Genomic DNA, 12,833 nt, shown 5'->3' with positions numbered 1-12,833 from the left:
TTGCTAACGAGTGCGGAAATGAGCAGTATTGTATCATTGAATGTCGGAAAACCGGTAGAAGCGATGCATGGCAATAAACCGATAATGACCGGTATTTTCAAAACGCCATCGCAGGCTGCCCATCGATTGAGCAAGACCGGATTGAATGGCGACGGTCAAGCCGATACCGTGCACCATGGCGGACCTGACAAGGCGGTGTGCGCTTACTTTGAAATTCATTATCCCTATTGGGAGGAGCATCTGGCTGCAGCACTTCCTTACGGTGCGTTTGGGGAAAACTGGACGGTATCCGGCTGGTCGGAGCATGATCTTTGCATCGGGGATATTATTCAAGCCGGCCAAGTAACCGTTCAAGTCAGCCAGCCCCGTCAGCCTTGCTATAAATTAGGGGTCAGACATAATCGTCCCGCTCTGACCGCGGAGGTACAAAGCACCGGTTATACCGGTTTTTATTTCCGTGTGCTGGAAGAGGGGCCAATATCCGCGGGCGTCGCCCTTTCTATTCTAGAACGGCATCCGGCAGGCATTACAATTGCCGAAGCTAACCGGGTTATGTACACGGCGAAGCGGGATCGTGCCGCTCTTGAAGCGCTGTTAGCGGTAGATGCGTTGGCAAGCAGTTGGAGAGAGACGTTGAGTGCCCGTTTAGAGAAGCTGGTACAAGAGCAAGCCGGGGAATAGCAGCAATTTGGATTAGCGGAATAGGGAGGCAGCATGATTTGACAGAAGACAGATTTGCCGTTTATATCGATCAGTTCGAGCTAGAGGCGGAATGGTCGATCATACCCGGCGATAGCGGCATGAATAATACGACCCGAATGATTCAGGCGGGAAATCGCCGCTATGTACTCAGGGAATACAACAATCATCGGGATCGGGGGACGGTTCGGCTGGAGCATGAGCTGCTGCAAGCGCTGCATAAGCTCGATAAGCCGTTTCAATCCCCCGTACCGGTTGCCAAGCGAAACGGCGAGACGATCGCGGAATCGCCAGACGGAACGCTTGCCGCTCTGTATGTATTTATAGAAGGCTCACGGCCTCAGGCCGCGAATAAGACCCACATTCGGTCACTTGGCCGCAGAGTCGCCGATCTGATGCAGGCGTTAGGCCGCATATCGGTATCGTATTCAGGACCTTACTCGCCCTATTATGAAATCGAACAGGTCTATGGCGGATTGACAACGGAAGTGTTGAAATCGCTTGCTGAGAAGCATCCGCAGGTTCAAACGGCCGAAGTGAAGCTATTGGAGCTGCAGAAGTTAAGGGAGCAATTGCGGAACGGATGGGAACATTTGAAGCTGCTGCCTCGTCAATGGATACACGGAGACGTAAATTTCAGCAACGCTGTGGCGATTGGCGATGAAGTCGTGGGCTTGCTGGATTTTGAGTTTTGTACAGTAGATGTGCGTGCGATGGAGCTCGCAGTTGTCATTACGGATCTCATTGCAGAAGAAGATCAGCTTGCCTGGGAGCAAATCCGTTGTTTTTGCGAAGGCTTTAGCGGCGGTCTGCATCTTACGGAACAAGAAATGATGGCAATTCCAACGTTAATTAAGCTGCGGATGCTCGATGTAGCGCTGCACTTTGCAACCCGCCTAGAAGAGCGGCTGGACGATGCTTCCGTATTCGCGCGCATTATTGAACAATGTCATCGGATATGCTGTTGGACTGGCGAGCACGAACGGGAGCTGCAGCGGCTTTTCCTTCATACTCTCGTTCGCCAGCAATAACTCTGATCGATTAAAAACTTGTGAAGGAGCGGATGAAAATGAATGTCGCAACAGCACTTGGGTATGGCAGCGAACAACGGCTGCTCATCATCAATGCGGACGATTACGGCTTGTGCAAATCAGTTAACTCCGGCATTCAGCAGCTGCTTGAGGAACGGGCGGTCAGCTCCGCCACTTTGATGGTGCCGTGCAGGGCTTTCAAGGAAGCCGCTCAGTGGAGTGCCATTCATCCTGAATATGACGTTGGCATTCATTTTACGTTCACAAGTGAATGGGACTCTTACAGGTGGGGGCCGGTCAATAAAACGGCGTCTACATCGTCGCTAGTTACACCAGATGGTTCCTTTCCAAAAGATAGCAAGACGTTTGAGCTGCAGGCGGATCCCGAGCAAGTACGCGGAGAACTCGTTGCCCAGATCGAAACGGCGCTTTCTTGCGGCATGAAGCCAACCCATGCTGACAATCATATGGGAAGTTTATACGGTCTTGAGACCGGCCGGCATTTCTTGCCGCTGGTATTCGAAGTATGCGCCAAATACGGCCTGCCGTTCCGGATGCCGAGATCATTGTCGCTGACTGAAGGCGAAGTTGCGCCTCCAGAGCTTGCTGAGCAAGCCAGGCAGTTAGGTCTGCTTGCCGATTCGATGGGGGTCGTCGTGCTCGATTATTTGGCAGGGCTGCCATTCCAGCTTCAGGCGGGGGAGACGTACGAGACGCTAAGAGCCGACATGCAGCTGCTGCTGCAAAATCTTAAGCCTGGCGTAACGGAGCTTATTATCCACCCGTCACTCGTTACCGATGAGCTGCTTGCCTTTCATGGGCAGCCGGAGAAACGAGGTATGGAATTTCAGCTGTTTCGAGATAAAGCGATTCAACGTACGTTAGCCGATCAAGACATTCGAGTGATTCATTGGCGTGATCTGCAGCAGCTGCAGCGGAAGCAAAGCGGCTGGAGAGGCTAAAGGAAAGTAACAATTATGCAATCGGTTACACTTAATTGATTTCATTGACTACTCATTCGCCGCAGAGGAGCTGCTTATATGTCATACACACCTATTACTCAGTTAGCCGAGCAATTAAAGGCCAATATCGGCAAAGTTATCGTCGGAAAAGAAAATGTAGTTGAGCTGTTGTTCATCGCGCTCGTTACCTCGGGACATGTATTGCTGGAAGATGTGCCGGGAACGGGCAAGACGCTGCTCGCCAAATCAATGGCCAAGTCGCTGCAGCTGCAGTTCCGGCGTGTTCAGTTCACGCCGGACCTGCTGCCTTCCGATCTGACGGGCATTCAGTTCTACAATCAGAAGGAAGGCGGCTTCGAATTTCGCCCCGGTCCGCTATTCACGAATTTGCTGCTTGCCGATGAGATTAACCGGGCAACGCCCCGCACACAGTCCAGCTTGCTGGAATGTATGGAGGAGAGGCAGATTAGCGTAGAGGGCGAAACAAAACGACTGGACAAGCCGTTTATGGTTATCGCGACGCAAAACCCGGTCGAGCATCAGGGCACGTTCCCGCTTCCGGAAGCGCAGCTGGACCGTTTCTTGTTCAAAATCGAAATGGGCTATCCGACGACAGAAGAGGCCGTTCAAATTTTGAAGCGCTTCAAAGAAGGCGATCCGCTGGAAGAGTTGGAGCCTGTAACTGGCGCAGAACGGATTGCCGAGGCTCAAAGGCTGTACAGCAGCGTTCGAATAGCTGACGATGTGCTGCTCTATATGCTGCAGATCGTTGAACAGACGAGAACTCGCGACGATGTGCTGATTGGCGTCAGTCCCCGGGGCAGCCAAGCATTGCTTCGCGCAGCTCAGGTTCATGCAATTCTGAGGGGACGGGATTTCGTAACGCCGGATGACGTAAAGGCGATGGCGGCACCGGTTCTTGCGCATCGGCTGGCGCTGCGGGGGCTGCAGCGGACTCAGCACAATGCACAGCAAATCATTCAAGATATTATCCGGCAAACAGCGGTTCCGGCAGAAGCCGGCATTGCTTCCCGATAGGCGAAATCGATGATCATCCTATGGTTCGGTATCATGGCAATCATCGTATTGTTTATACAAGCGAAGCTGTTCGGCAGGTATGCCTTGCGAAGCATCGGGTATACGAGGCATTTTCAGAATCGCAGCTGTTACCGCGGGGAACAGCTAGAACTCGTCGAGCAGCTTACGAACGAGAAGTGGCTTCCTGTTCCATGGCTGCGGGTGGAATCGCAGCTGTCCGCGTCTTTACAGTTTCAGCATCAGGAAAATCTCGACGTCAGCAGCGGACAGCTATCTCAGAATCATAAAAGTTTTTTTGCACTTATGCCATTTACGAAAATAACGCGGAGACATCGCATAACGGCTGCCAAAAGAGGCTTGTATCAGCTGCAGACCGTGACGCTCACCGGAGGAGATTTGCTCGGCATCGGTCAGCAATCGCGGCAAATTCCGTTAGGCGGCGTTCTCGTTGTCTATCCGCGGCCAGCAGAGGTTCCTGTGAATGAGCTGCCTTCACATAGCTGGCAAGGGGAGCTTTCGGTACGCCGCTGGATCATCGAGGATCCTTTCGTCATAACTGGTGCCCGGGATTACCGGACAGGAGACGGTTATAAGCAGGTTAACTGGAAAGCGACTGCGCGTGCGGGACGGCTTCAAGTCCATCAATATGATTTTACGGCTGACCGCAAGCTGATGGTGTATCTGAATGTGGAGGATCGCGAAGCGATGTGGCGCTCCGTGACGTCAGAAGCGACCATCGAGCGTGGAATCGAAATGGCTGCAGGCGCTGCGCAATCCGTCATTCAATCCGGCATGGAGGCAGGCTTTGGCTGCAATATGCCTATGCTTGGAGGAATAGAAAGTACCATACTCGAGCCTCGCGGCGGCAATGGACAGCTTATCGAGCTGCTGGAGACGATGGCCAGACTGGAGCTGACACGGACGGAGCGGTTCATAGAGCTGCTTCAGCGGGAAGCGGATTACGCTTATTCGCAGCGGGACATTCTCATTATTTCTGCTTATTGGAATGCGGAGATGGATGTGCAGGCTGAACGTCTGCGCAGCAATGGAAACGCTGTCGTGCACTGGGTGCTGGCGGACATGCCCCGCAGCCAGGAAGCGAAGGCAGGTGCAGCCGGATGACAAGTAAATTGAGCTCCAAATCACCGGTAGCTTCTATTCTCAAAGGCGGAGTCGAAGTGTTGTTCGTCTTGCCGCTGTTGCTGTTGATCGCCGTTCATGTTTTTTCTGGCCAAGCCGTTCTCTTGTGGCTGCTGACACTTCCGCTATGTTATGGAATTGGTGCATTTCTCAAAAAGACTTTAAAGTTTAACCGGCTCATCTTCCGTCTGCTGGCGGCGATTGCCGTTGGAGCAGCACATGGCGGTTTTATCGCAGCATGGGATTTAGGGGACGGAGCAGCGGGTACCGATTTCGTGCTTGCTGCAATGCTGGTACTTATCAGTATGTTTGCCGTTTTTAGAGGCATCAGCCAAATGATGAACAGCTGGGATACACTGTTCCCGAATACCGTGATGATGTTTTGCATTTTCGCATTTGTGGCGATCCAGCCTTTTAAGGGGATGTTAGATCACGTCACGCCGTACGGGAACGCATTGACGGTATGCGGTATCGCAGCTGTCATTCTATTTTTCTTTCTAACGAATGAAAGACTGATTTCAGGTGAAGCGGGGAATGAATTCAGAAGCAGGACGGCCGCAGGGTTCCGCAGACAAAACCGGTGGATGACAGCGCTTGTCGTACTTGTGCTGATCGTGTTCAGCTTGTTCCGTCAATTGCAGCAGCTGCTGGAATCCGCTTTCCGGGCAATCGGCGATGCGATTATGAGATGGCTGAATCGTCCGACGGAGCCAGTTGAACCGTCTACAGAGCCGCCTCCGGCATTAGATCCCGGGGTGCCAATTGAACCGACAGAGCCGTCAGCATTTGTTTTGCTGCTGGAAGCGATATTGCGAATTGCCGGTACAATTCTATTAATCATCCTAATAGTTGTCGTAATGTTCTTTATTGGACGCGCCTTATACAGGCTGATTCGTCAGACAATGGACCGGCTGCTGGCACGTACCAATGAAAGCCGCGAAGCTGAGGGCGGATACGTCGATGAGGTTGAGAGCATCATGTCTTCGTCGAGATGGGGCAGAGGCCGGAGGAACAAAGCGGAGAAAGAGCCGGGCTGGAGCGAGCTTCGTACAGGTGCGGATCGGATTAGATACTTGTATCGGCGGCTCATTAAGGGGCAAATTGAACAGGGTTATGCTTATCAGCCGCATTTGACGCCGCAAGAGACGGCTGCTGACCTGTTGTCCTGGCAAAAAAGACAAGGGGCAACGGAGGAAGAGATAACGCTGGTGCGTGTCTATGAGGAAGTCCGGTACGGGGAGCGGGAGATGGATGCTCAATCGGCCGAGCAATTAAAAAAGCGGCTTGACGAATCAAGCCGCAAGTCTCCCAAAAAATAAATAAGGCCTTTGTGCTACGCTAGCTGCGCTGCTCGACAATATGATTGGCAATCTTAGTGCCATGATATCGCCCGGATTCAATGAAGATCTCGTTTGCCTCATGCTTGGAGGCGACAACCCCGGCAAGATATAGGCCAGGAACGTTCGTCTCCATCGTCGTTTCATCAAAGAACGGGAAGCCTTCTTCTGCAATCGCTACGCCTGTATGAATTAAGAAATCGCGGTCAGGATGGAAGCCGGTTAGCGCCAGTACAAAATCATTCGGGATGGAATATCGTTCGTCCGGACCTTGAATGACAACGCTTCGCTTGTCGATCTCAACGACTTGGGATTGGAACAGCATCTTAATGCTGCCGTTCTCGACCTTTTTCTCCAGACCCGGACGTACCCAAGGCTTAATACTGCGGGAATAGGTGTCGCCCCGGTAGATGATGGTTACTTTGGCGCCAGCGCGCTCCAGCTCTAGAGCCGCATCTATCGCAGAGTTGCTGCCGCCGATAATTGCGACCTCCATGCCAGTATAGGGATGGGATTCGCGGAAAAAGTGGCTAACCTTCTCCAGCTTCTCACCAGGAATGCCCAAGTAGTTCGGATGGTCAAAATAGCCGGTTGCGATTACGACATAGCGTGCCGCATATTTGCAGTTATCGCCAAAGCGGTTAACGCTATGTACAACAAAACCGCCGTTTTCCCGTTCTACCCGCAGGACTGTCTCGTAAGCATGGATCCGTACCTCATGACGAAGCGCAGCGGTTCTGTAGTAGTTGATCGCCTCGAGGCGAGACGGCTTTTCATTGGGCGAAGTGAAAGGGATATCGCCGATTTCCAGCCGGTCTGCCGTGCTGAAAAAATGCATATACGTGGGATATTGGGCAATCGAGTGTACCATATTGTTCTTCTCGATAATGAGCGGGCGCAGCCCGATTCGCTGCAGCTCAATGGCGGCTGCTAGTCCGCACGGACCGGCCCCGATAATAATTGCTTCTTCTCGTTCCATTGCGTCAACCTCCAGATTGATGTCCAACCTATTTTACAGCGGAGTGCGGATTTAACGCAAATTTTGGCGTTTGGCTATCTTGTACACCGGATGGATTATTGTATAATAATGTGGAACCGTTTGTACCGAAGGAGGAGCGAGCATGCGACGGCGATTTGTAATAGAAGCAGTAATGGTAGCAACCTACGGGCATCTTCTCGTTCCGAGCCGTCCGATCGACTATGTCGTGCCTTATTCTTCCGTTCTCGAACTTTATGATATGCGCGACGGGTCCGATCCGGTTATGGAAGACCCTGAAGATGATTCCCACGTCCGGTCAAAAATAGCGGAGCTGATCGCTTTTTTCGAAGATCCGCTCAACCGCAAAAAAATTGAGAAAGCGATGCAGTTGCCATGGAGGGAAAGCTCGCCGCTAATATTGAATGACCGTATTCAGTTTACAGTCGTTCATGCAGTCGACAATGCCCATTATGGCGAATATTTCGATCCGATTGAGACGGAATTGCTGCTAACCAGCTCGAAGCTAAGCGTTCCGCTATTGTCGGACCAGTTCGAGTTTCAAGATAAACTGATCGAAGCTGAAGTGCCTGTACAGATTTATGACATCGAAGATTTTGAGTTTGCGGTCGAAGAGGGAATATCAACGGCAGATGCCGGATTGTTCAACGATCGTTAACGCTCGAAAGACCTTGGGCTGTTTGCGGCTTGGGGTCTTTTTTTCTGCTTATTTTGAAAGGGGGATTGTCTCTTGAAGACGCTGATGAGGCTTATGATCTACGTAAAGCCAAGCGCCAGATGGGTAGTTGCTGCTGTCGTTATTATGATTCTGGCTACATTATTCGATTTGATTGCACCCTGGATATTGAAGGAAATATTTGATAAAGGCATTGCCGTCAAAAACATGTCGGTCGTCATATCGCTAACATTGCTGCTTGCAGGCGTTCAAGCGCTGAAGAGCGCGGGAATGTTCCTTCAAGGCTACTCACAGGAGCTGGTAGGGCAAAACGTTGTATTTAAGCTGAGGGAAGAGCTTTACGCCAAGCTTCAGCGGCTGTCATTCACTTATTATGACAAAGCGCAAACGGGACAGCTTATGTCGCGTATGACGGGTGATATCGAAGCGGTTAAAAACTTCGTCGGCTTTGGCGCTATGGCCTTATTCACAGGCTTGCTGACCTTTGTCGGTACCTTTATCTTCATGCTATGGATGCAATGGCAAGTGACGCTGATCAGCGCCGTAACGATCCCGCTTATTTTACTCGTCTTGTGGCGTTTCTACCGCAAGGTTGGGCCGGCCTGGTCCAGCATACGAGAGCAGATGGGCAAGCTGACGACTACGCTGCAGGAGAATATCTCCGGTATTCGCGTCGTGAAGTCATTTGCAGCCGAAAACTCCGAGAAGGGCAAGTTTGCGGCACGCAACAAGCAAAATTTCGAGACGAACATGGAGCGTGCGAAGCTGGAGGCGAAGTCGTTCCCGCTTATGGGTCTGTTTGGCGGCTTGACGTTCGTGCTCATGATCTGGCTTGGCGCAATCTTCGTCGCCCGTGGAGAGATGACGATGGGAACGTTCATGGCTTTCCAATGGTATACATGGGGGATGATCTGGCCGCTCAATATGCTTGGCTGGCAGATCAATATTATGCAGCAGGCGGTTAAAGCGGCGCCGCGCGTGTTCGAAGTGCTGGATGAGGCTGTCGATATTGAGTCGCCGGAAGCGGGACGGGAAACGAAAGGAATGAAGGGGGTTGTGACCTTCGATGGTGTAAGCTTCTTCTTTGCCGATCAAGACCGCAAATCGGATGAGCCGATATTGAAAGATATCCATTTCAAGGTGAATCAGGGTGAAGTAATAGCCGTGCTTGGCGCGACGGGCTCGGGTAAGAGCAGCCTTATCGGCCTGCTGTCTCGGTTCTATGATACTTCCAGCGGCCGTGTACTGATCGACGGCACGGATGTGCGAGATTACGAGCTCGACGGTCTTCGCCGGAGCATTGGCATTGTACCGCAGGAGACGTTTCTGTTCTCCGCAACGATCCGGGACAATATCGCTTATGGATACCCGGGCGCTACGCAAGAGCAAATCGAGCATGCGGCAGCGAAGGCGCAAATTCATTCCTTTATCGAAGGATTGCCTCACGGCTACGATACGCTGATCGGTGAACGGGGCGTAGGGCTATCAGGCGGGCAGCGCCAGCGGGTTGCGCTCGCGAGGGCTATTCTAATGGACCCGCCGATTCTCGTCTTGGACGAAGCGACGGCAAGTGTGGATACGGCCACAGAGTCTGCCATTCATGAGGCGCTGCTTGAGGTCATGAAAGACCGTACTACCTTTATCATAGCCCAGCGGCTGTCATCCATTCAGCATGCCGACCGCATTATCGTGCTGGAGCGCGGCAAGCTTGTCGAGCAGGGAACGCATAGAGAGCTGAGCGAACGGAATGGATTTTTCCGCCAGCTGTTCGAACGGCAGCAGAAGCAGCAAGCTTCTTTATAAGGAGGAAAGCAAATGAGCCAAGTGGAGTGGGATGAGGAGGAAATCGAGGAGAAGCCGTTTAACATGGGCTATATGCGCAAGCTGTTCGGTTATCTGACTCCTTATCGTAAAATATTATCTTTCGTCGTCGTCGTTGTCCTCATTAATATGCTGCTCAGTCTGGCCGAACCGCTGCTGCTTGCCTATCTTATCGATAATGGCATTAAGAATGGCGATTTTACAGCGATACATATATTCGGTATTTCGCTTCTCGCTATTAAGCTGATCGGCTGGGGCTGTGACTGGGTTCGGACTAAATATATCAATTTTACAGGCCAGCGGATATTATTCGATTTGCGTCAGCAATTATTCGACCATTTGCAAAAGCTGAGCTTCCGTTTTTTCGACGGCAGACCGGCCGGCAAAATTATGTCCCGTATAACGAATGATACGAATGCGATCGGAGAGCTTATTAACGGCGGCTTAATTACGACCGTTATGGAAGTGACGCACCTGGTTGGCATTATCGTTATTTTACTCTGGATGGACTGGCAGCTTGCCTTGTTATCCTTCGTAACGATGCCGCTGCTCTACTTTGCCGTAGGCAGAATGCGGCCGCGTATTGAAGGCGCTTGGACGCGCTCGCGCCAAACGATGTCTGCCATTAACGGCAACTTGAACGAGACGATTCAAGGCATTCGCGTCATTCAAGCTTTTTCGCGGCAGCAGCAAAACAACGAAAAGTTTGGCACAATCAATACAAGAAATAAAAAGGCCTTTATGCGTGCAGTTACGCTTGAATCGCTGGTCTATCCGTTTGTCGAGATGATCGGCATGATCGGTACTTGCGTCGTCATCTGGTTTGGCGCAACTCGGGTAATGGATGATGTGCTGACCGTAGGTTTTATTATGGCTTTCATCAATTATTTGTGGAGATTTTGGGGGCCGCTCAGCGCCTTGTCGAAGGTATACAGCCAAGTGTTGTCGGCTATGGCGTCGGCAGAGCGGATCTTCGAGATATTGGATACCGATCCGGAAGTGACGAACGCAGCTAATGCGAAACGTCTGCCTGCCGTTCGCGGAGACGTCTCATTCGAGAACGTATCGTTCCGCTATGCGCCAGACAAACCGGATGTTCTTCATAACGTGAGCTTCAATGTACGTGCGGGACAGCGTGTTGCACTTGTTGGTCCTACCGGAGCGGGGAAGAGCACAATCGTCAATTTATTAATGAGGTTTTACGATTCAACTGATGGTCAGGTAAAGATCGACGGTGTCGACGTCAAGGATGTGACGCTTGAATCGCTGCGTCAGCAGATGGGTATCGTACTGCAGGACTCCTTTATTTTCTCCGGAACGATCGAGCAAAATTTGCGTTACGGCAATGATAACAGCACAGAAGAGCAGTTGATTAAAGCAGCGGAAAGCGTTAGACTTGACCGGGTCGTTGCGGGGCTGCCTAACGGCTATGATACGGAATTAGAGGAGCGCGGCTCCAAGCTGTCTGTGGGACAACGGCAGCTGTTAGCTTTTGGACGGGTGCTGCTGTCTGATCCACGGATTCTTATTCTGGATGAGGCGACCTCCAGTGTCGATACAGAAACCGAGCAGCATATCCAGGAAGCACTGGAGACGCTGCTCGGCGGCAGAACGGCATTTATAATTGCGCACAGGCTGTCTACGATCAGAGAAGCCGACGTTATATTGGTCGTGCAGGATGGCCGGATTAGCGAGCAGGGCTCGCATGACGAGCTGATGCAAAGAGGCGGCACCTATGCCAACCTCGTGCAGACGCAGCAGCAGATGCAGGAAGCGGTCATGTCGCAAGCTCTGCTCTAGGAGGTAGAAGTAGAAGTAGAAGTAGAAGTAGAAGTAGAAGTAGAAGTAGAAGTAGCCTCGCTATTTCGTTTAATCCGGTCGATCGCCTCGGCCATCGTCTTATCGGTCAGATGGGCATAAATTTGCGTCGTTTCCGGCGATGCGTGGCCCAATTGCTCTTGGGTCATATAAATATCGTTACGGAGGTAATAATCCGTCGCGAAGGAATGGCGCAGCTTATGTACGGAGAGATAAGGCTTGCCGAAGCGCTTCGCATATTTGATAACCATTTCCTGAATAGCCCGTTTCGTCATTCTAGAGCCTTCTTTTTTGCCATTCGCAATGGCGAGAAAGAGGGCTTTTTCACGTTTTGGCGCTTTGTAGCGGGTATCGCGCATTTGCAAATAGGCATTCAGATCATCCGTCGCTTCTTGTCTAAAGTAGACTGGCGTTTTGAACGTATCGTCGTTTTTACCTTTGCGGTACACATAACACAGCTTCTTCTTCACATCGATGTCGTCGATATTGAGATTCACCAGCTCTGATACGCGAAGTCCGGAATGAAGAATGAGACTGATGATGCAAGCGTCACGGGTTTGATTCAGTTTATAAGAATAGAGCGCTTGCTTATTGGCCGCAATATCCTGCTCATAATAATGGCCGATGTAAGCCAGAAACTCTGCAATCTCTTCCTCCTGCAGCAGCTTGCCCTCCAGCTTTGCAGCCGTATCCTTCGGCTTATGCGTCCGTTTGATCGATACCTTTGCCATTACGTTGCGCTTAAGCAGCGGATAAAATTCATCATCCTCGGCAATTTGGCTCAAATAATGAAATAGCGAGCGCAAGGACGACAGTCGTCTTGTGATCGTTGTTTTCGTATTGTGATGGGTAGGGTGGGTCGCAAGAAACATTCGAAAATTATCAATGCTCTCCATATGCAGCCGTTCAAGCTCGATCAGCTCGACTTGCTTGACTTCAACTGCACTTGACAAGCCTTCGGCAATCAGCCATTTCATGAACAGCTCATAGTCGCGGACGTACTCCAGCAGGGAGGACGGCGATAGATCAGGCAGCTTATAATTGACGAATTTCTCTACATACCACGGCATGGACGGCAGCTTGCGGTCCAGCTCTTGACGGTCTTTCACTTTTAAAATATTCAAGGGTCGTGCACCTCGCTTCTGTTCAAACCTTTCTATATTGTACCAACTGGGTCCGCCTTGGACAATGCGAACAAGCCATTATGAAGCTGATCATTCACTTCCAGAAGCTTCATTAGCAAATAAATGTAATTTATGGTTTAGGGTTACTTAATAAAAGATAGTATGTTAAACTCTTAAAATGTTAGCCGAA

The 12,833-nt window shown here is 51.1% G+C and carries 11 protein-coding genes; 9 read left to right on the top strand and 2 right to left on the bottom strand.

Features of this window, described 5'->3' with window-relative positions; genetic code table 11:
* Positions 1-18: 18 nt before the first annotated feature.
* The 6 genes from ACFVVF_RS04100 to ACFVVF_RS04075 all read left to right on the top strand — a co-directional run bounded on the left by ACFVVF_RS04100 (position 19) and on the right by ACFVVF_RS04075 (position 6,189).
* Positions 19-681 (top strand): MOSC domain-containing protein, encoded by a 663-nt coding sequence (locus ACFVVF_RS04100; RefSeq protein ID WP_387805626.1) that lies wholly within the window; start codon positions 19-21, stop codon positions 679-681.
* Positions 682-719: 38 nt separating this feature from the next.
* Entirely contained in the window at positions 720-1,730 is a 1,011-nt protein-coding gene (locus ACFVVF_RS04095) for a phosphotransferase (RefSeq protein ID WP_387805624.1), read from the top strand.
* Positions 1,731-1,768: 38 nt separating this feature from the next.
* Positions 1,769-2,692, top strand: a complete 924-nt coding sequence (locus ACFVVF_RS04090) for a polysaccharide deacetylase family protein (RefSeq protein WP_387805622.1) — start codon at positions 1,769-1,771, stop codon at positions 2,690-2,692.
* A gap of 78 nt (positions 2,693-2,770) precedes the next feature.
* A complete protein-coding gene (locus tag ACFVVF_RS04085) occupies positions 2,771-3,730 on the top strand; it encodes an AAA family ATPase (RefSeq protein WP_387805620.1) in 960 nt (319 codons plus the stop codon).
* Between the two features lie 33 nt (positions 3,731-3,763).
* Positions 3,764-4,852: a DUF58 domain-containing protein gene (locus tag ACFVVF_RS04080; protein ID WP_387805618.1), complete on the top strand. Its 1,089-nt coding sequence runs from the start codon at positions 3,764-3,766 to the stop codon at positions 4,850-4,852.
* On the top strand, positions 4,849-6,189 hold the full coding sequence (locus ACFVVF_RS04075) for a DUF4129 domain-containing protein (RefSeq protein WP_387805616.1): 1,341 nt from the start codon (positions 4,849-4,851) through the stop codon (positions 6,187-6,189). Before ACFVVF_RS04080 ends, ACFVVF_RS04075 begins: the two co-directional genes overlap by 4 nt.
* 19 nt (positions 6,190-6,208) lie before the next feature.
* On the opposite strand, the gene ACFVVF_RS04070 is transcribed toward ACFVVF_RS04075, so the two are convergent.
* Positions 6,209-7,186 (bottom strand): YpdA family putative bacillithiol disulfide reductase, encoded by a 978-nt coding sequence (locus ACFVVF_RS04070; RefSeq protein WP_387805615.1) that lies wholly within the window; start codon positions 7,184-7,186, stop codon positions 6,209-6,211.
* A 142-nt stretch (positions 7,187-7,328) separates the two neighbouring features.
* On the opposite strand from ACFVVF_RS04070, the gene ACFVVF_RS04065 reads away from it, so the two are divergent.
* The 3 genes from ACFVVF_RS04065 to ACFVVF_RS04055 all read left to right on the top strand — a co-directional run bounded on the left by ACFVVF_RS04065 (position 7,329) and on the right by ACFVVF_RS04055 (position 11,501).
* A complete protein-coding gene (locus ACFVVF_RS04065; RefSeq protein ID WP_387805613.1) occupies positions 7,329-7,862 on the top strand; it encodes an ADP-heptose synthase in 534 nt (177 codons plus the stop codon).
* Between the two features lie 72 nt (positions 7,863-7,934).
* Positions 7,935-9,683: an ABC transporter ATP-binding protein gene (locus ACFVVF_RS04060; RefSeq protein ID WP_387805611.1), complete on the top strand. Its 1,749-nt coding sequence runs from the start codon at positions 7,935-7,937 to the stop codon at positions 9,681-9,683.
* A 12-nt stretch (positions 9,684-9,695) separates the two neighbouring features.
* Positions 9,696-11,501, top strand: a complete 1,806-nt coding sequence (locus ACFVVF_RS04055) for an ABC transporter ATP-binding protein (RefSeq protein ID WP_387805609.1) — start codon at positions 9,696-9,698, stop codon at positions 11,499-11,501.
* On the opposite strand, the gene xerS is transcribed toward ACFVVF_RS04055, so the two are convergent.
* Positions 11,498-12,643, bottom strand: coding sequence for a tyrosine recombinase XerS (gene xerS, locus ACFVVF_RS04050; protein ID WP_387805607.1), 1,146 nt, complete (start codon positions 12,641-12,643; stop codon positions 11,498-11,500). The genes ACFVVF_RS04055 and xerS overlap by 4 nt on opposite strands.
* Between the last annotated feature and the right edge of the window lie 190 nt (positions 12,644-12,833).

The organism is Paenibacillus sp. NPDC058174 (assembly GCF_042883865.1).
In the GTDB taxonomy this organism is placed as follows: domain Bacteria; phylum Bacillota; class Bacilli; order Paenibacillales; family Paenibacillaceae; genus Pristimantibacillus.
The sequence above is the reverse complement of the archived record's forward strand: the minus strand, read 5'-3'. Positions and strand labels throughout refer to the sequence as shown.